The sequence below is a fragment of the Actinoallomurus bryophytorum genome (assembly GCF_006716425.1).
Classification (GTDB): domain Bacteria; phylum Actinomycetota; class Actinomycetes; order Streptosporangiales; family Streptosporangiaceae; genus Actinoallomurus; species Actinoallomurus bryophytorum.
The window spans coordinates 4185111-4205807 of sequence record NZ_VFOZ01000001.1; the positions used below are offsets into that span (position 1 = coordinate 4185111).

The following is a 20697-nucleotide window of genomic DNA, read 5'->3' on the forward strand; positions in this document are numbered from 1 at the left end:
AGAAAGGGTCCACCTTCATATGCGTAAGTTCTGCACGGTCATAGCGGCGCTCAGCGTCGTGATCGCCGCTCCGGCATGTGCCCCGAGTACCAAGAGCAGCGGCGGCGACAAGGTCACCCTCACCGTGCTCTCCTGGCGTCCCGAGGACACGGCGGGCTATGCGAAGATCTTCGCCCCGTTCGAGAAGAGTCACCCGAAGATCAAGGTCAAGTTCAAGCCGATCAAGAACACCGAATACCTCACGGTGTTGCCGACCGAGCTGCAGAAGTCCCAGGGCGGCCCGGACATCGTGCAGCTGAAGCCCTACGGGCCGATCCAGTCGCTCATCACGGGTGGCAACCTCACCCCGCTCGACGGCCAGGTCGACGTGGGCAACTGGGACCCGAACGTCCTCCAGGCGGCCAGGGGCAAGCAGGACGGCAAGCTGTACGGCGTCCCGTACGCCCTGCAGACGCTCCAGGTGCTCTACAACAAGAAGATCTTCGCCGAGCAGCAGATCCAGCCGCCGTCCACCTGGGCGGACTTCATCGCCGCGTGCGACAAGCTCAAGAAGGCCGGCATCACGCCACTGTCGACGAGCGGCCTCCAGCCGTGGGTGCTCGCCATCGACCACCAGATCTTCGGCGCCACGCGCTACGGCGGCGACGACTTCGCCAAGGCCGCCGTCGCCGGCACGAAGAACTTCACCGACCCGGACTACACCGCCTCGCTCGACGTCACGGCGAAGCTCAAGCCGTACTACCCGGACAAGGTCGCCGCGGTCGACTACCCGGACGCGCAGACGCTGTTCACCAGCGGCAAGGCCGCGATGTACCCCGGCGGGTCGTACGAGGTCGGGCCGTTCACCCAGACCAACCCCGACCTGCAGATCGGCTTCTTCGACGCGCCTCCCGCGCCCGGCGCCAAGGTCGACCACGCGCTGACCTCGGGCTACGTCGACGGCTCGTACGGCGTGAACGCGCACTCGCAGCACAAGGCGGAGGCGATCGAGCTGGCCAAGTGGATGGCGACGCCGGAGTTCGGCCGGCTGTACGCGAGCACGCTCAAGCAGATCTCCGCGGTGCCCGGAGTCACGCCCGGCGACCCGCTGCTGGCCCAGTCGCTGCAGAACTACAAGACCCACGGCGCGACGTACATGATGGTCGTCGACTTCGGCTACGGGAACCCGCTCGGCCGTGACCAGGAGGGCGGCGCCCTGCAGAAGATGCTGGGCGGCACGTCGGCCGCGGACGCGGGCAAGTTCGTTCAGAAGGGCGTTTCGGCGTGGTTCAAGCCGAGCGGCGGCTGAAGGCGGGGCCGACCGGACCCGGTGGCGGGGCGACCCGCCGCCGGGCACGGCGATTCGTCCTGCTGCTGACGTTCCTCCTGCCGGCGCTCGTGCTGTACACCGTCTTCATCATCTATCCGCTGATCTCGGCGCTGCAGTACAGCCTCTTCTCGTGGAACGGCCTTCAGCAGGGTGGCTTCGCCGGAGTCTCGAACTTCGTGGATCTGTTCACGAAGTATCCGCTCAGCGAGCAGGTGCCGCGCGCGCTGCTGCACAACTGCATCTTCTTCGTCGGCACGATGCTGATCCAGACCACGGCCGGGCTGCTGCTCGCGGTGCTGCTGCACCGGTCACGGCGCGGCAAGAGGTTCCTGCAGACCTCCTACATCCTGCCGCACCTGGTCAGCCCGATCGTCGCCGGCTATCTGTGGTCGATGATGCTCAACCCGCAGTTCGGCGCGGTGAACGCCGCCCTCAAGGGCATCGGCCTCGGGTCGCTCGCCCAGCCGTGGCGCGGCGACCCGCACCTGGCACTTCCGGTGGCGATCCTGGTGAACGCCTGGCAGTGGGTCGGCTTCCCGATGCTGCTGTTCGCGGCCGCCCTGGCCGGCATCCCGGAGGAATACCACGAGGCGGCGCGCGTCGATGGCGCGTCGGCGTGGACGAGCTTCCGCCGGGTCACGTTCCCGCTGCTCACGCCCGTGCTCGGCATCGTCACCGTGCTGACCTTCATCGGCAACTTCAACATCCTCGACCTGATCTACGCGTTGCAGGGATCCAAGGGCAACCCGTCGTTCTCCACGGACGTGCTGGGCCTGCTCTTCTACCGGACCGCCTTCGAAAGCCCTGACGCGAACGCGATCGGCCAGTCCTCGGCGCTCGCCGTCCTCATGTTCGTACTGATCTTCGGGGTGTCCATCGTCGCGAACCGCTTCTTCCGCAGGATGGAGGCACGCCTGAAATGAGCACCTCCGTGCTGGAGAAGCCCCAGGTGATGGCCCCGCAACGCCGTCCGCGGCGGCGCCGGCCGCGTACCGCGGTGATCGCCTCGACAGCCCTCCTGTGGGTGTACGCCGCGGCGGCCCTGGCCCCGTTGATCATCATGGCGCTCGGCTCGCTGCGCACCGAGCAGCAGCTCGCGGACCAGCCGATCGGGTTCCCGCTGCATCCGGCCTTCGAGAACTACGCGAAGGCCTGGTCCGAGGGCGGCTTCAGCGCCTACTTCATCAACTCCATCGTGGTGACCGTCTCCTCGGTGGTGCTGGGCACGGGCGTCGCGGTGCTCGCGGCGTACCCGCTGGCACGGTTCCGCTTTCCTCTGAGCGGCCTGCTGAGCGCCTACTTCCTCGCCGGCCTGATGTTGCCGATCCGCCTGGGTATCAAGCCGGTGTTCTTCCTGCTCAACTCGATCGGCCTGATCGACTCCCGGATCGGCCTGATCTGCGTGTACGCGGCGAGCGGCGTGCCGTTCGGCGTCTTCGTCCTGTCCGCGTTCTTCCGCGCGCTGCCGAACGAGCTGGAGGAGGCCGCCCGCATCGACGGGGCCGGTGAGCTGCGCATCTTCGGTCAGATCATGGTGCCGCTGGTCCGCCCGGCCCTGACGACGGTGGCGCTGTTCCAGTTCATCCCGCTGTGGAACGACTTCTTCTTCCCGTTGGTGCTGGTCGAGGACGACAAGTACACCTTGCCCGTCGGCCTGACCCGGTTCGTCGCGGAGTTCGAGGCGGCCCACGCCCAGCTGTACGCGGGCCTGGTCATCACCACGATCCCGCTCGTCCTGCTGTTCCTGCTCGCGACCAAGCAGATCGTGGCCGGCCTGACCGCCGGCATGACCAAGTGATCGCCCGCCTCCCCGGCCGCCCGTAGGCGGGGCCGGCCGGGGCGTCTTCACGCGTCCGCACAGGCCACCCCCGGCGCGGCGTCCCCTGAAGTGTCAGCACCCCTCGATAGGCTCTACTCGCACTACATCTAGTAGCGCGAGTGTCCTTTCAACCCCACCAGTTGTGCCTACGCCTTTCGGGGGATTCGTGCGTGAGTCGGCCATCTCTACGTGCACGCCAAGACGGGTTGCGGGTCACACCGTCTCTGTGATGATCGGTGGCGAGAGGTTCTCGCTGACCGCCAACGGCCGTGAGGACGGCTCTCTCGGTGAGGTGTCCGTCCGCTGGGGAAAGCCGGGCACGGCGGGCGCGGGCCTCATGGAGCTCTACGCCACCGCACTGACGGTCGGCATCGAGCACCGCGTGCCGCTGGACGAGCTCGTCCGCCAGGGACTCGACCTTCGCTTCGTGCCCAACGGTCGCACCGATGACCCAGAGATCCCTCGCGTGCGCTCCATCGCCGAATATGTCGCTCGGCGCCTGGCGATCGACTGGCTTCCCTACCGCCGACGCGCCAAGCTCGGGATCTTCACCGTGGCCGAGCGGATCGAGCAGGCACGCGTCTGGATGGAGCCGCATGCGTTCCGGGCCGCCGGGAGCCGGTGATTCTCCCGGCGGCCGGTCCGGCGTATGTGTCAGCGGGCGGGAATGGGCGGGGGTGCACCCGGGGTGCCGGGCTTCACGGAGAAGCAGCGGAGGCCCTTGGGCACCGGCCCGAGCTTCGGGCCCCCGTGCCTGTTCTTCTCCCGGATCACCTTGGTGACCGCGGCCCCCGGCGGCGGAGCCGGCAGCGCCTTGCCGTCTGCCGTACGGCCGGGTACCACGCTGCCTGGCACCTTGGTGAGCGGTTTGCCGGTCTCCGGCGGTACCCGGAGGTCGCCGGGCTCCTTGACCGAGAAGGTGCCCTTCTCCGGCTTGCCCTTGATGTGCACACCCTTGCCGACGCACGCGACGGCGACCGGACCGTGGCCCTTCGCCGGACCCGTGACCTTCACCGGGCCGGTGTCCTTCGCGGTCGGCGTCGCGCCTGCGGCGTACGCCGAGCCGGCCAGCCCGGTGAGCGCGACACCGCCGGCCAGGAGGCCGGTGGCGATGAATCTTTTCTTCATGGATTCCTCCGAGATGGAGTTGATCGGGACGTCTCGGAGTCTCGCGGCGGGGACCTGAAGGCACGATGAGGACGGTTCTCAGCCCATCTTCATCGTGGCTTTAGGTAGGGCCCGTCACGCTGGGCCGGTGCGGATACTGGTGGTGGAGGACGAGCGGCGCCTCGCCGATCTGTTGAAGGACGGTCTGGCCGGAGAGGGCTTCGCGGTCGACCTCGCCTACGACGGGCGTGAGGGACTGTGGCTGGCGACCGAGAACCCGTACGACGTGGTCATCCTGGACGTGATGCTGCCGTACCTGGACGGCAATGCGATCTGCGCCCGGCTCCGCGCGGCCGGGATCTGGACGCCGATCCTCATGCTGACCGCCCGGGACACGGCGCGGGACGAGGCTCAGGCGCTCGACAACGGTGCGGACGACTTCCTGTCCAAACCCTTCTCCTACATGGTGCTGCTCGCCCGGGTGCGCGCCCTGCTCCGCCGGGGCATACGTGAGCGCCCGGCCGTCATCACCGTCGGGGACCTGAAGGTCGACCCGGCCGGGCTGCGCTGCAGCCGCGCGGAGATCCCGATCGCGCTGACGCCGAAGGAGTTCGCGATCCTGCACGGCCTGGCGCGCCGTGCCGGCGAGGTCATCACCAAGACCGAGTTGCTGTCCCAGGCATGGGACTTCGCCTACGACGGTGACTCCAACATCGTCGAGGTCTACATCAGCGCCCTGCGCCGCAAGATCGACAAGCCGTTCGGGCGCGCCACTCTCGTCACCGTCCGCGGTGCCGGCTACCGGCTGGAGGCCTGATGACACGGCGTCTGCCGCGCTTCGGCGGCGTACGACTGCGTGCCACGGCGGCGGCGGTGCTCACCGTGGCCGTGGCGCTCGGGCTGGCCTCGGTCGTCCTGCTCATGGTCCTGCAGGACAACCTGGAGAAGAGCGCGCGTGCCGAGGCGGCCGAGAAGGCCAGGGCCGTGGCCGCCGCGGTGAAGGTCGCGGGATCCCTGCCGGAGCCCCCGGGAGTGCCCGCCGTCACCCGGGACGTCAACGTGACCACGGCGCTGGAGGGGCCGACCTGGAAGACCGGATCCGGCTACGTCGTGGCCGGAGAAAAGGTGGACGCCCAGGGCAAGACGGTGACGATCCAGGGCCGGTCCTCGCTCGCGCCGACCCGGCAGGCGATCGCGACTCTGCGGCACCTGCTCCTGCCCGGCGTGCCGGCACTCCTGCTGCTCGTGGCGTTGCTCACCTGGACGGCGGTGGGCCGCGCGCTGAAACCGGTCTCGGCGATCCGCGGCAAGATGGCCGACATCACCGCCCACGACCTGGACCAGCGGGTCCCCGAACCCGACTCCCGCGACGAGATCGCGGCACTGGCCCGTACGGTCAACGCCACCCTGGACCGGCTGCAGGTCGCCGTCGAGCAGCACAAACGATTCGTCGCGGACGCCGCACACGAGTTGCGCAGCCCGCTGGCCGTCCTGCGCACCCGCCTGGAGCTGACCGCCTACCGTACCGAGGCGCCGGCGGTGCCGGCCCAGGCCCTGGTCGACGTGGACCGGATCCAGACGCTGACCGCCGACCTGCTCCTGCTCGCCCGCCTCGACGCGGGAGAACCCCCGCGCGACCAGGAGGTGGATCTCGGCCAGGTGGCGGCCGAAGAGGCCGCCCAGAGCCGGCCGCGACCCGACGTCACGGTCACGCTGGACATCGCCGCCGACGTGCTCGTCCGCGGGTCCGCCGACCAGCTCAGGCGACTGGTCGCCAACCTGGTCGACAACGCCGTCCGCCACGCGACCACCACCGTCATGGTCCGCGTGCGAGCGGACGGCTCACACGCCGTACTCGAGGTCGCCGACGACGGTCCCGGCATCCCCCAGGAGCAACGCGAGATCGTCTTCGACCGCTTCACCCGCCTCGACGAGGCCCGCGACCGAGACCGCGGCGGCTCCGGACTCGGCCTCGCCATCGCCCGAGACATCGCCGTCGCCCACCACGGCGCGTTGTCGGTCGCCACCACGCCGGAGCCGGGCGCCTGCCTTCGGGCCGTGCTCCCGGCCGGCCCCGCGGACGCGTCGCGCCGGTAGCGGCCCGAAATTCGGTGGCGTCCGCCACGGGAAGATCGTTACGCTCCGTGCATTGTCGCCGGTCATGAGGAGAGTGCACGTCTATGTCGGTCTTCAGGTCTATGCCCCCAGATGGATGGGGGTGACGGCGGACGCGGTGCCGCATTTCTCCTCGGTCGGACTCGCCGGCGCCGCGGCGGGTCCCTGACCGCGCCGGCGTGCTCACGCCGGCGGTGACGACCCGCGGACACAGCGGATCGAACACAGGGGAAAGCGATGAAGACCATGACGTCGCCGCCGGAGGTGCGTACCCGGGCGGCCGAGACCACCGACGCGCCATCGGAGACCACGCGGCGACGTGCGGGCACGGTACGGCGCACCGGCGCCGCTCGTACCGGCACCCCGGCCGCCGGTCGCGCGGCGGCGGCGCGTACGGCGCGTACGCCGGAGCGCCGGACCACCGCGCCGCGCCGGCCGGTCCGTGCGGCCGAACGCCGCGCGGCGACCGCGCCGCAGGCACCGTTCGCCGTGCTGGTCGTGGGCCTGCTCGGCGGCGCCCTGGTCGGCCTGCTCCTGCTGAACACCGCGCTCGCTCAGCAGGCGTTCACGCGCAGCGAGCTGCAGCGGGAGAACCAGCGGCTCGACGAGCGTCGGCAGGGGTTGCGGGTGGACATCGCGCGGGAGAGCGACCCGCGGGTCCTGCACGCCAAGGCACGCGGCCTGGGCATGCGGGACGCCGGCCCACGCGCGTTCCCGCCGGCCGCGCCGGCCTCGCGGTAGTCCGTCATCGGCCGCCCGCGCCATGGGCCGAAGGCTCAGGCGCGGGCGGCGGCAGGCGATCACGCCCCGGCGGGCGGCGAGGCTCAGTCGGTCCAGTAGTTGAGGTTCACCCCACCGTTCAGGAAGGTGATCCGGACGTCGTGCACGCTGTTGGCCGCGAAGGTGAAGGTGCCCGCGTTGACCGTCTGGTACGTCGTCCAGGCGCCGGTGCTGGGCAGCGTGGTGACCGGGCCGGTCTTCCCGTCGACGTCGAAGCGGATCTGGGAGTTCGCGGACACCGTGGCCACCCGCACCTTGAGGGTGACGGTGCCGCTCATCGGCAGGGCCTTCCACTGCAGCCACTCGCCCGCCGCCGTGGAGCCGACGTTCCAGCCGGGGCCGCCGTCGGTGGTCGCCTGGATGTCGGTGTCACCGTCGCGGTAGGTCTTGTAGAGGTTGCCCGCGGTGGTGTCGGAGGTGGAGTCGGCGCCCTCGGCCTCGATGCGAACTCCGGTCTGGAAAGGGTCGCGCGCGTACTGCCGCAAGATGTTGATCATCTGGTTCGGGTAGTCGTAGCGGGTGGCGTCGTAGGTTCCGGGCCGGCCGCGCCACAGCGCGCAGTTCTCCTTCCAGTCGCTGAAGCCCTCGACCAGGGTGACCAGGGCGCCCTTGCCCACCGTGTTCGCCAGGCCGGTACGCAGCGTGTCGCCGTGAGCGGCCGGGATGTCCCTCGACAGGTCGGTCGCGGCGCCGGTGTGGTAGCCGGGGACGAGCACGCCGAACGTGTCGCCCTTGAACGTGGCGAGCGTGGAGCTGCTGGTCATGGAGAACCAGTCGTTGACACCGTCGACCACGTCCTGCGCGGCCGGGTCTTCCTTGATCCAGCTGTTGTCCACGATGAAGTAGGGCGCGACGCCGAACTCGGACTGCGCGTGCTGCTTGGCGTAGTTCAGCATGGCGGCGGCGTGGCCGCCGCCCTGGTCGGTGAAGAAGGAGTCCGCCAGCGACCACTCGTAGATCACCGGCCGCCCGCTGAGGGTGAAGCGCATGTCCGCCGGGACGACCTTGAACCAGTTCTCCAGGTTGTACTCCCAGAAGTACTTGTATCCGCCCTCGCCGGTGCCCTGGGAGTCGCCGACGTCGAACTTCGGGTCATAGGTGTTCGTGCCGTGCTTGTCGAGGTTCTTCTTCGCGGTCAGCGAGGCGGCGGTGTCGTCGAGTGCGCTGATCTTGATGGCGGCGCCGCGCCGCTTGATGGCGGCCACGAGGTCCGCCAGCTTGGTGGTGTCACCACCGCCGTTGTACTGCGGCTTGGCAGGCAGGGTTCCGCGGATGGTCGGCGCGACGAAGTCGACACCCGAGGTCTGCAGAGATATCGGACCGATCAGCCGGAGAGCCCGGACGCGTCGATGATGGCGCGGATGCGGCCCGGTGTGGTCACCGAGCGGGTGGTCTCCGGGGGGTAGAGAGCGCCGCCCATGTAGATGCCCGCGGGCTGGAAGCGGGATTTCGACCGCACCGCCTCGCTCGCGGTGAAGTGGAGCTCCCGCGCGCCGGTCTGCTCGGCCACGCGTGCGGCCGTGCGCTCGTTGATGCCGCCCGCCGGCATCACGATGATCCGGCCTGCGGCCTTGTCCACCAGGCGGGCGATCAGGTCGGCGCCCTCCAGCGCGCTCGGGGCAGCCCCCGAGGTGAGCAGCCGGTCCACGCCCAGGGCGATGACGTCCTCGAACGCCGCCTCCGGGTCGCGGGCCACGTCGAACGCTCGATGGAACGTCACGCTCAACGGGCGGGCCGCCACGACGAGCCGGCCGCACAGTTCGGTGTCGATCTCCGCGTCCGGGGTCAGCGCGCCGATGACCACCCCGTCGGCGCCCGCCATCTTCGCCGTCTCGATGTCGCGCAGCATCACCTCGGCCTCGGACGGGCTGTAGATGAAGTCCCCGCCACGCGGACGGATGATCACATGGACCTTGATCCGGCCGGCGGCGACGGCGACGGCCTGCTCGATCATTCCGTGGCTGGGGGTGATCCCGCCCTCGAACAGGGCGGCGCAGAGCTCGACCCGGTCGGCACCGGCCTCCGCCGCGGCGGCGACGTCGTCGGCGGACTCCAGGCAGATCTCGTAACGCATGGGTTCCTCTCGGATGGGGGCACTCACAGCAGTTCCGGCGTGAGGTCCGGGTCGGGCATCTCGGGGTCGAACGGGAAGAGCGGGCGCCGTACGCCGTGGTGGCCCAGCCGGAGCAGGTCCTGGTCGACGCCGCCGGGGGTGAGGGCGAGCAGCCAGTCCGCGGCCAGGTCGTACAGCTCGGGTTCGAGATAGCCGATCTTGACGATCACCAGGTCGGTGCCGGCCGGGTCGAGGCCGAGCGCGGTGAAGTCGGCGATCGTGTGGTACGGCTTGCGCCGCGACGTCAGGATGACGTGCAGGCCGCCGGTCTTGATCACCGCGATGTCGCCGCCGACCTCGTCGCCGGTGACCAGCGAGTGCACCGTCCCGGCGATGGCGACCGGCCCGGACGGGCCGGAGTCGATTCGGCCGCCGGCCCGGATCATCACCTCGGCGCCCTGGCCCGCGGCGAACGCCGTCGCGACGGCGGCGGGGTCCTGGATGCTCGCGTGGATCGCGCTCACCTTGCCCAGGCGCAGCTCCTCCACGCCGAGCAGCTCGCTCAGCGTCCAGGACACGTCGCCGGCGCCGCCCGCGGTGGGGTTGTCACCGGAGTCGCTGATCAGGAACGGCCGGGCGTCACTCGCGATGGCGGTCTCCAGGCACTCGCCGAGCGTGCCGGTGGGCGCCACGAACGCGAAGTCGGCGCGGGCCCGCCAGTACCCCTCGGCCAGCTCACGCGCGTGCGCGGTGATGGCCTCCTCGTCGTCGCCGGTCACCACCACGGCGGCGCGGCACCGGGGTTCGTCGGCCCAGGCGTAGCCGACCCAGATCGCGGCGTCGAGCACGCCCGGCAGGGCCTCCACATCGGGAATCCGGCCGTACAGGCTCTTGGCCGGCTCGATGCGGGTGCTGGTCTTCTCGCCGGGAAGCAGCACCGGCACCTGCACCCACGCCTTCCGTGGCCGTCCGCCGTCGTGGAGACGCTCCACGAGGTTGTACGCCGCGCGCTCCCGCGACTCCCAGGCGTCCTCGTGCGGCGCCATCCGGTAACAGGTGATCAGGTCGACCGCCGAGGCGAGCTCGCGTGACACGTTGCCGTGCAGGTCCATCGAGGTGGAGATCAGCGTGTCCGGGCCGACCGCGCCGCGTACGGCCGAGGCCAGCCGGGCCTCGGCGTCCGTACGGCCGACGACGCTCATCGCGCCGTGGATGTCGAAGAACAGGCCGTCGAGCGGCCCGGCCGCCGTGGCACGTTCCACGATCTCGGCTTCGAGCGCGTCGTACACCTCCGGCTCGACCGCACCGCCGGGCAGCGAGACGGCGTGCAGGAGCGGCACCCACTCGACACCGTCGCACCACGGGGCGCCGATCCAGGAGTAGCGGGCGAGCAGCGCCTCGTCGCGTGTGACCCGGAAGTCCACCAGCCGGGTGCGGTGCGGGGAGAAGGTGCTCGACTCGATGGCGATTCCGGCGATGCCGATGCGCAGAGGCTTCACGGGATGGTCCTTACGGGAGTGGCCAGGCCCTGGTCGATGAGGAGACGGCCGATGCCCAGCAGCCCGGCGTCCGGCCCGGCCACGCTCTCCCCGATCTGGAGTTCCTGGGTGGTGAGCGGCAGGCAGCGCTCGTAGAGCACGCCCCGCGCGGCGGCGACGAACATGTCGCAGCCGGCCAGCGCGCCACTGAGGATGACGGCCTGGGGGTTGAAGAAGTTGACCACGGTGGCGAGAACCTCGCCGAGCTGCCGGCCGGCGAAGCGCAGGTTCGTGTTGACGGTCGGGTTGCCGTCGCGCGCCAGGCGCACCAGGTCCGCGGTGTTCGCCACGGCGACGCCGTCCGCCTTGACCGCGTCGACCAGCGCGGCGCCGCTGGCGATGGTCTCCAGGCAGCCGAAGTTTCCGCAGCTGCACGGCCGGTCGCCGCCGGCCGGGACCCGAATGTGGCTGATGTCGCCGGCGATGCCACGGGCGCCGCGGTACAGCCGGCCGTCCCCGACGACGGCCGCGCCGACGCCCGTGCCCGCCTTGACGAAGACGAAGTCGCGCAGCTCGGGACCGCGCGTGACGGCCTCGCCCATGGCCATGAGATTCGCGTCGTTCTCCACGAGGATCGCCGAGTCGAAGCGCTCGGTCAGCCAGCCGCGTACGGAGAAGCCGTTCCAGCCCGGCATTCGCGACGGCCCGACCACGACGCCGCCGAGCCCCACCGGCCCTGGCATCCCGACGCCCAGCCCGAGGGTCGGGCGTCCGCCGCCCAGTTCGAGCAGAGCGTCGGTGACCTGCTCGAGGATCGGTTCGGGGCCCGCCGCGACGTCGATCTCCAGGTCCCGGATGGTCTGCGGCCGTCCGGCCCTGTCCAGCGCGGCGATCCTGGCGTGGTGCCCGCCGAGGTCGGCGCCGAGGATCACCCCGTCTCCGGCGCGGACGCTCAGCAGGCGGGGCCGCCGCCCGCCGCGCGACCGGCCCTCACCGGACTCCTCCAGGAGGCCCGCGTCGAGCAGGTCCTGGACGTGGGAGGACACGGTCGAGGGCGCCCAGCCGAGCAGGCGCGAGAGATCCGCACGCGAAGTGGCCTGGCCGGACGCCACGAGCCCCATGATCTGCGCGGCCGACATGGTGGCTCCTTCACTGCGGCGATCCGTGGTTGCGGCGGCAACCCTAGCGATCAAGCTTGGTCGAACGAAGTTTAAGGACTTACTTCGAGAACGAAGGTTAATCCCAGAACTTGGCTGGACGATAGCAAGCCATGGCAACCTCGTCCACCGTCCATCCGCGTAACACGGCCGTAATCAGCCGGTTCGTCGCGCACAAGGTCAGGCACTTAATTCGGTTGCGCCTTGTCTTCATTCGATATGGGCATGTATCGTCGCCGCCAGCATTCCGCCGAAAACGATGGACGTCCCCCACATGGAGCACCGATGAAGAGACCACTGACGCTGGCGGTGATCGGCGCGGCCGTCACCCTGCTGGCCGCCGGTTGTTCCTCCGGCGACCAAGGATCGGACGCGAAGGGTGGCACCGCCCAGCAGGGCGGATCGGTCACCTTCGCCATGCCGCCGAACGCCACGCCGAACTGGATCTTCCCGATCGGTACGCCCGGTCACCTGGCGTCGTTCAACGGTTCGATCCGCCAGGAGGTCTTCCTCCCGCTTTACACCTACGACGGCACCAGCGGCACCGTCGCCCTGGACGAGAAGGCCGGTGTCGCCAAGCCGCCGGTGTACTCCAACGGCGGCAAGACCGTCGACATCAAGCTGAACGACCTCACCTGGGCGAGCGGCCAGAAGGTCACCAGCCGCGACGTGGAGTTCTGGTTCAACCTGGTCAAGGCCAACAAGGCGCAGTGGGGCAACTACAACGCCGGTGACCTGCCGGACAACGTCGCCAAGTTCGACACCGTGAGCGACACCGAGTTCAAGCTCGAGCTCACCAAGGCGTACAACCCGGACTGGTTCACCGCCAACCAGCTGACCTACGTCACGCCGATCCCGCAGGCGGTCTGGGACGTCCAGAGCGCCGGCGGCAAGGCCGGCGACTACGACCGCACCACCGATGGGGCCAAGAAGGTCTTCAAGTACCTGACCGGCGAGGCGGGCAAGCTCTCGGAGTACGCGAGCAACCCGCTGTGGAAGGCGGCCGACGGCCCGTTCACGGTCAAGGAGTTCACGACCACCGGCCAGGTCACGCTCGCCAAGAACCCCAAGTACACCGGTCCCGACACCGCCCACCTGGACAGCGTGACGTTCAAGCCGTTCACCTCCTCGGACGCGGAGCTGAACGTCGTACGCTCCGGCGGCGTCGACTACGGCTACCTGCCGGCGCTGGCGGTCTCCCAAAGCAAGTCGATAGAGAACGCCGGGTACCAGGTCAAGCCCTGGAACGGCTGGGCCATCACCTACATCCCGTACAACTTCAACAACCCGGCCATGGGCGCGGTGTTCAAGCAGTTGTACGTCCGGCAGGCCGTGCAGATGTCGATCGACCAGTCCACGATCTCCCGGGTCCTCTGGCACGACGAGGCCGCGCCCGGCTACGGGCCCGTACCCCAGCAGCCGGTCTCCAAGTACCTCTCGCCGACGCAGCAGACCAACCCGTACCCGTTCGACCTGAACAAGGCCAAGGCCCTGCTGACCTCGCACGGCTGGACCATCGCGAACGGCGTGGCGTCGTGCGCACAGGCGGGCAGCGGAGCCACCCAGTGCGGTGCCGGGATCAAGGCGGGCACCCGGCTGAAGTTCACCATCGACAGCCAGAGCGGCAGCACCGAGACCGACAACATGATGCAGGAGGTCCAGTCCTCCCTGTCCAAGATCGGAATCGGCCTGTCGATCAAGGCGGAGCCGCTGAACTCGGTGCTCGACCACACGGCGCAGTGCAAGCCGAGCCAGTCGTCCTGCTCCTGGCAGCTCTCCTTCTTCGGCACGGCGGGCAGCTGGTACTTCCCGGCGTACCCGAGCGGTGAGCAGATCTTCAGCAGCACCGGCGGCACCAACCTCGGCAGCTACGTGGACCCGGCCGTCGACGACCTGATCAAGAAGTCGACCAGTTCGACCGACCCGGCCGCGCTGCAGGACTACGACGCGTACGTCACCAAGAGCCTGCCGGTCATCTGGATGCCGAACCCCGCCTACCAGGTGTCGGCGATCAAGAAGAACCTGCGTGGCGTGATCCAGGACCCGCTGGCGAACATCCAGCCGCAGCGCTGGTACCTGGCGAAGTAGTAACCGACGTGCCCGGGACGGCGACCTGCCGTCCCGGGCCTCCACCCCCCTGGTCGGAGGCATCCCGTTGACGCGCTTCCTGGCAAAGCGGATCGGGCAGGCGATCGTCGTCATCTTCTTCGTGACGGTGATCGTGTTCCTGCTGCTGCACTCCGTGCCGGGCGGGCCGGCCCATGGCATTCTCGGCCCGAAGGCCAGCCCGCAGGCGATCGCGGAGTTCAACCGCGAGCACGGCTTCGACAAGTCGCTGTTCCAGCAGTACTGGGCCTACCTCAGCGAGCTGTTCCACGGTGACCTGGGCGAGTCGTACACGCTCAACCAGTCGGTGGCCTCGCTGATCGGCCAGCGGATTCCCAAGACGCTGGTGCTGACGGGCCTGTCGACGCTGGTCGCCCTCCTGGTCGCCATCCCGCTGGGCGTGTGGCAGGCACGGCGCCGCAAGGGCCTGGCCGACTACGCCGTCACCACCTTGGTGTTCGTCGGGTACGCCACCCCGGTCTTCTTCCTCGCCCTCATCCTGGTGATCGTCTTCACCCAGAAGACGCAGCTCCTGCCTCCGCAGGCGCCGCAGACCCAGTCGATCGCCGGCCTGTTCGCCGACTCACGCGCGCTCATCCTGCCCGTGCTCGCCGGGGCGATCGCGACCGTGGCGGCCTTCAGCCGGTACATGCGCTCGGCCGTGCTGGACAACCTCGCCGAGGACTACGTACGCACCGCGCGCGCCAAGGGCGCCTCCGAGCGGCGCGTCGTCTGGCTGCACATCATGCGCAACTCCCTGACGCCGATCATCGCGATGCTCGGCTACTACCTTCCGGTCCTGTTCTCCGGGGCGCTGGTGATCGAGTCGGTGTTCAACTACCCCGGCATGGGGCTGCTGTTCTGGAACGCCGCCCAGACCTCGGACTATCCGATCCTGCTCGGCGCGGTCCTGGTGATCGCGCTGGCAACCGTCATCGGGTCGCTGCTCGCCGACGTCCTCCAGGCGCTCGTCGACCCACGGGTGAGAGGCGCGATCCGATGAGCGAGCGAACCAAGAACACAGCGTCTATGGTCACTCCTCCGACGAAGGAGGGCTCATGAGTCTTTCCGCCCAGGTCGTCGCCGAGCCGGCTCCCGTACGGGTCGCCGGGTCGTACCGGCGTATGGCGTCGCTGTTCTTCGCCAACCGGCTCGCCGTCTCCGGGCTGGTGATCCTCGCCGCGCTGTTGCTGTTCTGCTTCCTCGGCCCGCTGGTCCACCACACGGACCAGACGCACACGAACCTGGCCGGCGCCAACCTGTCTCCCGGTCAAGGGGGACATCTTCTGGGCACCGACGATGTCGGCCACGATGAGCTGGGACGTCTGATGATCGGGGGCCAGACGTCCCTTGAAATCGGGATCGCCGCCGGACTGCTGGCCACGCTGATCGGCACCATCTGGGGTGCCGTCTCCGGCTACGCCGGCGGATGGCTGGACGCGATCATGATGCGGGTCGTCGACGCCGGCATCGCGATCCCGGCGCTGTTCCTGCTGCTGGTGACCGCGACCATCGTCCGGCCCACCGTGCCGGTCCAGATCCTGATCATCGGCTGCGTGTCGTGGCTCGTGCCCGCCCGGCTCGTACGAGCCGAGGCGCTGTCGCTGCGCAGCCGTGACTACGTGCAGGCGATGAGGGCGATGGGCGGCGGTCACCGGCGCGCGGTGTTCCGTCACATCATCCCCAATGCCATCGGGACCGTGGTGGTGAACGCGACCTTCCAGGTGGCGGACGCCATTCTGCTGATCGCCTACGTCAGCTTCCTGGGGCTCGGAGTGGCTCCGCCCAAGACCGACTGGGGCGGCATGCTCAGCAAGGGCATCTCCTACACCTACGACGGCTACTGGTGGCTGATCTTCCCGGCCGGCATCGCCATCGTCCTGGTCGTGTGCGCGTTCAACGCCATCGGCGACGGGCTGCGCGACTCCTTCGAAGTACGACTCCAGGGCCGGTGACCCGATGACCGACACACCCATGCTCGCGTTCGAGGAACTTGCCGTCTCGTTCGGCGGCGGCCGGGACGGCGTACGCGCGGTCGACGGCGTCAGCCTGACGGTGGCGCCCGGCGAGGTCGTCGCCGTCGTCGGCGAGTCCGGGTCGGGCAAGAGCGTCACGTCGATGTCGGCGCTGGGCCTGCTGCCGCCGACCGCCACGACCACCGGGACGGTACGTGTCGGGGGCGTCGACGTGACGACGCTGGACGGGGCGCGGCTGCGGACGATACGCGGCGCCGAGGTCGCCATGGTGTTCCAGGAGCCCATGACGGCGCTGAACCCGGCGTTCACCGTCGGCTGGCAGGTCGCCGAGGCGCTGCGCCTGCACATCGGGGACCTGTCCAAGAAGCAGGCGCTGGAGCGGGCCGCGGAGCTGCTGGAGACGGTGGGCATCCGCGACGCGCGTGACCGGCTCGGGCAGTATCCGCACGAGCTCTCCGGCGGGCTACGCCAGCGTGTCGTCATCGCGATGGCGATCGCGTGCGAGCCGAAGGTGCTCATCGCCGACGAGGCCACGACCGCGCTCGACGTCACCGTGCAGGCGGAGATCCTCGACCTGCTCCGCGACCTGCGGGCCAGGTTCGGCATGGCGATGCTCGTGATCACGCACAACATGGGCGTCGTCGCCGACATCGCCGACCGGGTCGTCGTGATGTACCAGGGGAAGGTGGTCGAGCAGGCCACCGTCGAGGATCTGTTCGCCCGGCCCCAGGCCGACTACACCAAGAAGCTGCTGGCCTCGGTGCCACGCCTCGCGCGCGGCGAGGGACGCACCCGCACGGCGCAGGCGGACGAGGAGGTCGCGCTCTCCCTGGAGCACCTCGTCGTGGAGTTCCGCGGCAAGGGCGGCCGGAAGAACCGCGCGGTCGACGACGTGTCACTCACCATCGCCAAGGGCGAGGTCCTGGGGCTGGTCGGTGAGTCCGGGTCCGGCAAGTCCACCGTGGGCCGGGCCGCGATCGGCCTGCTCAAGCCCACCTCGGGGTCGGTGCGCCTGCTGGGCGAGGCGCTGACGGACGCCAGGGGACGCGACCTTCGCCGGCTGCGCCGCCGGTGCGGCATCGTCTTCCAGGACCCCGCGTCGTCCCTGGACCCGCGCATGACCGTCGGCGACTGCGTGGCCGAGCCCCTGGTCATCAACGGGGTCGGCGACCGTACCGCACGCGTGGTCGCCCTGCTGAAGAGCGTCGAGCTGGACCCCGCGCTACGCCGCCGGCACCCGCACGAGCTGTCCGGTGGGCAGCGCCAGCGCGTCGGCATCGCGCGGGCGCTCGCTCTCGACCCGCAGTTGGTCATCGCGGACGAGCCGACGAGCGCGCTGGACGTCTCGGTCCAGGCCGCCGTGCTCAAGGTCTTCCTCGAACTCCAGCAACGCCTCGGCTTCGCCTGCCTGTTCATCACCCACGACCTGGCCGTCGTGGGCATGGTGTCGGACCGGGTGGCGGTCATGAAGGAGGGACGGCTGGTCGAGGTGGGCCCGCGCGACGAGGTGCTCTTCGACTCGCGCGAGGACTACACGCGCCGCCTCGTGACCTCGGCACCGGTGCCCGATCCCGTCGACCAGCGGAGGCGGCGCGAGGAGCGGCACCGCATCTGACACCGCCCGAACCCGGTTCGATTCGGCGTCCGCGCGGCGCTTACCATCGAGCGCGTGACGCTACGCGGATTGATCACCGACTGGGGCGGCGTGCTCACGACGCCGCTGCGCGACGCGATCGGGGCCTGGATCCAGGCGGACGACATCGACAATGACGGCTACCGGACCGTGATGCGCGAGTGGTTCCAGAACGCGTACGCGGGTGACGGCGTCGTCAGCCCGGTCCACGGCCTGGAGGACGGCACCCTCCCGGTGGCCGAGTTCGAGCGCAGGCTGGCCGAGCGGCTCCGCACTCGTGGCGGCGCGGCGGTGGCGGCCGAGGGCCTGCTCACCCGGATGTTCGCCGCCTTCGAGCCGGTGGAGCCGATGTACGAGGTGCTGCGCAAGGCGCGGGCGGCCGGCATCCGCACCTGCCTGCTGTCCAACTCGTGGGGCAACAGCTATCCGCGTGAGCTGTTCGCCGAGCTGTTCGACGGCGTGGTGATCTCCGGCGAGGTGGGGCTGCGCAAGCCCGACCCGGAGATCTTCCAGCACGCCCTGGAGCTGCTCGACCTGCCGCCGCAGGACTGCGCGTTCATCGACGACATCGAGCACAACGTACGCGCGGCGGAGCGGCTCGGCATCGTGGGCGTCCACCATGTCGACGCCGACGGCACCGCCGCGCGCCTGGAGGAGCTACTCGGGGTGTCGCTCAGGTAGTGCGCGCATTCCGTACCGCGTACTGGCACACTCATGAACGACATGCGCGTCTATCTTCCGTCCACGCTCAGCGGACTCGCCGAGATCCTCCGGGATCGCAAGCTCGGGCCGGTACCGCTGACCGGCTATGCCGTCACACCGGCGCTGCGTGAGTGGTACGCCTCGGCCGACCTCGAGGAGCTCGAGTACGCCGCGATGGCGGATGCCGCGAAGGACTCACTGCGGCTGCTCGCCGCCGACCCCGAGGCGGCGTCACGCCGTGTCGTGATCGTCGCGGAGGTGCCCGACGACGCGATCGCCCACGGCGCGGGCGACCTGGTGGACGCCGAGGACCGCGCCCTGGTGCGGATCATCCGGCCCATCTCGTTCGACCGGATCGTGTCCGGTCACGTGGACGACGCCGAGGCCGAGACCGACGTACGCGCCGCCCGCACCGCGGTGACGGCCGCCGACACCGGCGACGAGGACGCGCGCTTCACCGTCGACGGCGCGGCCGGCCACGAGCTGATGTGGTACGCCACACAGGAGCTTCCGCACCTGTTCTCCTAGGCGTTCCCGGCGTCTCGTCCAGGCGGACGGCGGAATTCCCGTACGCCCCCGGCCCTCTCCCTGCGAAGCCCCTTGTTGGCACGCTTGCCAACAGGCTATTGTCACCCTTGCAAACAAGGGGTGCGGTAATGACACGACGACGCAGGCGTACGCCGGAGGAAGCGCGCGAGGAGATCCTCACGGCCGCCGCCGACCTGATCGCCCAGTTCGGTCCGGACGGCGTCGGCCTGCGCAAGGTCGCCGATGCCGTCGGTGTCACCCACGGTCTCGTGACCCACTACTTCGGCACCTACTCCGCCCTGGTGCGCGCGGTGCTCGAGCGCGAGAACGAACGGCAGCGCGAGCGGGTACGCGAGCGGATGCGCGCCGACCGCGGCGTGCCGTACGCGAACGACATGACGCAGGTGCTGTTCGAAATCCTCGCGGACGAGCGCTACGTACGCCTCTTCGCCTGGTCCAGCCTCCACGCCCACGACGCCGGCGCCTCATCGGAGGGTCTGTCCGAGCTGGTCGACGCCATGGAGGCCGGCATACGCGTCGTCCTGTCCGAGCCCGAGATGCCGGACCGGGCCCGTATCGAGGAGGTGGTCCTTCTCGCGCTGTCCAGCGCGTACGGGTACGCGCTGGGCCGCCGTTCCTGGCTCGCCGGGCTCGGGCACGATCCGGCCGACCCCGCCCATGACCGCGCGTTCCGCGCCGTCCTGTCCCAGGTCCTCGCGAAGCACCTGATCGGAGAGTCCTCGTCGTGACGACCCCCAACCTGCTGCTGGTCGCGGGCATCACCGCAGTGATCATCGTCAGCCAGTTCTCAGTCCGTCCTGTCCGGCCGCTGACCTACCTGTGGGTCGCCCTGCTGATCGCGCGTGGCTGCGTGCCGCCCGGTCCGGCCCGCATGACCGTGGCCGGAATCGCGATCCTCGTCGTCGGCCTGCTGGTGTCGGTGGTGTTCGGCGTCCTCCGCGGCCGCACCATGCCGATGTGGCGGGATGCGAGCGGGCGCCTGTACCGCAGGGGCGGCCTGGTGACACTGTTGCTGTGGATCACCACACTCGCCACGCGGCTGGGTCTCGGAGTGTTCGCGGTGCTCGTCTTGGACGAGCCCTTCAACGGCAACGCGCTGTGGCTCGGCATCGGCGTGACGTTCGGCGTCCAGCAGCTGGTGATGACCTACCGCGGGCGTGGCCTGCGGCGACCTCGCGACGAGCGGCCCGTGCCGGCGCGTTCGTAACACCTCGGGGACTCCCCGAGCCGGGGTGAGGCCGTCGTCGTTGTCGGTGCGGCGTCTTATGCTCTTGGACGTCATGCATATCGTCTGGGACTGGAACGGCACGCTCTTCGACGACCGCGATGCCATCCTCGATGCCACGAACGAGGTCTTCCGCTCCTACGGCCTGCCGCCGATGGAGCTGGACCACTACCGTTCGGTCTACAGCCGCCCGATCTGGGCCTCCTACGAGCGGATCCTCGGCCGCGCGCTCGAAGAGGGAGAGTGGGAGCGGCTCGACGCCGCGTTCCACGACACCTACCACCGGCTGATGGAGCGCTGCGGGCTCGCCACCGGAGCCCAGGCCGCGATCGACCTGCTCGCCGGCGAGGGGCACACGCAGTCGGTGCTGTCGATGTGGCGGCACGACCGCCTCGGCGTCGCCGTACGCGAGCTCGGCATCCACCTGTCCTTCCGTCGGGTCGACGGGCTGCGCGCCGAGGAGGCGGGCGGGGAGAAGGCGGAGTTCATGGTGCGTCACCTGGCCGCGCTCGACGTCGACGCCGCCGACGTGGTCATGGTCGGGGACAGCGTCGACGACGCGATCGCCGCCCGGCACGTCGGCGCGCGGGCGATCCTCTACACCGGCGGTCTGCAGACACGCGCCGATCTCGACCGGCTCGGAGTGCCGGTCATCGACCGTCTCTCCGACGTCACAGTGCACATCTGA

At 69.8% G+C, this 20697-nt stretch carries 21 protein-coding genes; 16 read left to right on the plus strand and 5 right to left on the minus strand.

The genetic code is table 11. From position 1 onward, the window contains the following. Window positions 1–19: 19 nt before the first annotated feature. From FB559_RS19775 to FB559_RS19790, 4 genes are all read left to right on the plus strand, one after another. The gene (locus tag FB559_RS19775) at window positions 20–1288 is read left to right on the plus strand and encodes an ABC transporter substrate-binding protein (protein ID WP_141957002.1); all 1269 of its coding nucleotides are present in this window, start codon (window positions 20–22) and stop codon (window positions 1286–1288) included. Further along, the gene (locus FB559_RS19780) at window positions 1264–2232 is read left to right on the plus strand and encodes a carbohydrate ABC transporter permease (RefSeq protein WP_246121764.1); all 969 of its coding nucleotides are present in this window, start codon (window positions 1264–1266) and stop codon (window positions 2230–2232) included. Before FB559_RS19775 ends, FB559_RS19780 begins: the two co-directional genes overlap by 25 nt. Further along, the gene (locus FB559_RS19785) at window positions 2229–3107 is read left to right on the plus strand and encodes a carbohydrate ABC transporter permease (protein ID WP_141957003.1); all 879 of its coding nucleotides are present in this window, start codon (window positions 2229–2231) and stop codon (window positions 3105–3107) included. The genes FB559_RS19780 and FB559_RS19785 overlap by 4 nt, the downstream gene beginning before the upstream one ends. 187 nt (window positions 3108–3294) lie before the next feature. Beyond that, on the plus strand, window positions 3295–3753 hold the full coding sequence (locus tag FB559_RS19790) for a TSCPD domain-containing protein (RefSeq protein ID WP_483902902.1): 459 nt from the start codon (window positions 3295–3297) through the stop codon (window positions 3751–3753). 29 nt (window positions 3754–3782) lie between these two features. Here FB559_RS19790 and FB559_RS19795 read toward each other — a convergent pair whose 3' ends face one another. Next, entirely contained in the window at window positions 3783–4256 is a 474-nt protein-coding gene (locus FB559_RS19795) for a hypothetical protein (RefSeq protein WP_141957005.1), read from the minus strand. A gap of 127 nt (window positions 4257–4383) precedes the next feature. Between FB559_RS19795 and FB559_RS19800 the strand changes: the two genes are divergently transcribed. From FB559_RS19800 to ftsL, 3 genes are all read left to right on the plus strand, one after another. Beyond that, a complete protein-coding gene (locus tag FB559_RS19800; RefSeq protein ID WP_141957006.1) occupies window positions 4384–5052 on the plus strand; it encodes a response regulator transcription factor in 669 nt (222 codons plus the stop codon). Continuing rightward, a complete protein-coding gene (locus FB559_RS19805; RefSeq protein ID WP_141957007.1) occupies window positions 5052–6332 on the plus strand; it encodes a sensor histidine kinase in 1281 nt (426 codons plus the stop codon). The genes FB559_RS19800 and FB559_RS19805 overlap by 1 nt, the downstream gene beginning before the upstream one ends. Window positions 6333–6587: 255 nt before the next feature. Beyond that, window positions 6588–7091, plus strand: a complete 504-nt coding sequence (gene ftsL / locus FB559_RS19810) for a cell division protein FtsL (protein ID WP_141957008.1) — start codon at window positions 6588–6590, stop codon at window positions 7089–7091. 83 nt (window positions 7092–7174) lie between these two features. Here the strand turns inward: ftsL and FB559_RS19815 are convergent, their stop codons facing one another. Genes FB559_RS19815 through FB559_RS19830 form a run of 4 tightly spaced genes read right to left on the minus strand, consistent with a single transcriptional unit; the run spans window position 7175 to window position 11800 of the window. Next, window positions 7175–8458 (minus strand): DUF5010 domain-containing protein, encoded by a 1284-nt coding sequence (locus tag FB559_RS19815; RefSeq protein ID WP_246122511.1) that lies wholly within the window; start codon window positions 8456–8458, stop codon window positions 7175–7177. Then, window positions 8455–9204 carry a copper homeostasis protein CutC gene (locus FB559_RS45580; RefSeq protein WP_141957010.1) on the minus strand — a complete coding sequence of 250 codons (750 nt, stop codon included), beginning with the start codon at window positions 9202–9204 and terminating at the stop codon, window positions 8455–8457. Before FB559_RS45580 ends, FB559_RS19815 begins: the two co-directional genes overlap by 4 nt. A gap of 23 nt (window positions 9205–9227) precedes the next feature. Continuing rightward, window positions 9228–10682 (minus strand): M81 family metallopeptidase, encoded by a 1455-nt coding sequence (locus tag FB559_RS19825; protein ID WP_141957011.1) that lies wholly within the window; start codon window positions 10680–10682, stop codon window positions 9228–9230. Continuing rightward, a complete protein-coding gene (locus FB559_RS19830) occupies window positions 10679–11800 on the minus strand; it encodes an ROK family transcriptional regulator (RefSeq protein ID WP_141957012.1) in 1122 nt (373 codons plus the stop codon). Before FB559_RS19830 ends, FB559_RS19825 begins: the two co-directional genes overlap by 4 nt. A 303-nt stretch (window positions 11801–12103) precedes the next feature. Here FB559_RS19830 and FB559_RS19835 point away from each other — a divergent pair, with 303 nt between their 5' ends. From FB559_RS19835 to FB559_RS19875, 9 genes are all read left to right on the plus strand, one after another. After that, complete coding sequence (locus tag FB559_RS19835; RefSeq protein WP_141957013.1) at window positions 12104–13906, plus strand: peptide ABC transporter substrate-binding protein; 1803 nt, start codon at window positions 12104–12106, stop codon at window positions 13904–13906. Between the two features lie 67 nt (window positions 13907–13973). Beyond that, window positions 13974–14927, plus strand: coding sequence for an ABC transporter permease (locus FB559_RS19840; protein WP_221640084.1), 954 nt, complete (start codon window positions 13974–13976; stop codon window positions 14925–14927). 55 nt (window positions 14928–14982) lie between these two features. Continuing rightward, on the plus strand, window positions 14983–15879 hold the full coding sequence (locus tag FB559_RS19845) for an ABC transporter permease (RefSeq protein ID WP_141957015.1): 897 nt from the start codon (window positions 14983–14985) through the stop codon (window positions 15877–15879). Between the two features lie 4 nt (window positions 15880–15883). Continuing rightward, window positions 15884–17515 carry an ABC transporter ATP-binding protein gene (locus FB559_RS19850; RefSeq protein ID WP_221640085.1) on the plus strand — a complete coding sequence of 544 codons (1632 nt, stop codon included), beginning with the start codon at window positions 15884–15886 and terminating at the stop codon, window positions 17513–17515. Between the two features lie 54 nt (window positions 17516–17569). Continuing rightward, the gene (locus FB559_RS19855; protein ID WP_246121766.1) at window positions 17570–18214 is read left to right on the plus strand and encodes an HAD family hydrolase; all 645 of its coding nucleotides are present in this window, start codon (window positions 17570–17572) and stop codon (window positions 18212–18214) included. Between the two features lie 42 nt (window positions 18215–18256). After that, window positions 18257–18763 (plus strand): DUF6912 family protein, encoded by a 507-nt coding sequence (locus FB559_RS19860; protein ID WP_141957016.1) that lies wholly within the window; start codon window positions 18257–18259, stop codon window positions 18761–18763. 128 nt (window positions 18764–18891) lie between these two features. Beyond that, a complete protein-coding gene (locus FB559_RS19865; protein ID WP_141957017.1) occupies window positions 18892–19512 on the plus strand; it encodes a TetR/AcrR family transcriptional regulator in 621 nt (206 codons plus the stop codon). Continuing rightward, on the plus strand, window positions 19509–19991 hold the full coding sequence (locus FB559_RS19870; protein WP_141957018.1) for a hypothetical protein: 483 nt from the start codon (window positions 19509–19511) through the stop codon (window positions 19989–19991). Before FB559_RS19865 ends, FB559_RS19870 begins: the two co-directional genes overlap by 4 nt. A gap of 73 nt (window positions 19992–20064) precedes the next feature. Beyond that, on the plus strand, window positions 20065–20697 hold the full coding sequence (locus FB559_RS19875) for an HAD family hydrolase (RefSeq protein WP_141957019.1): 633 nt from the start codon (window positions 20065–20067) through the stop codon (window positions 20695–20697).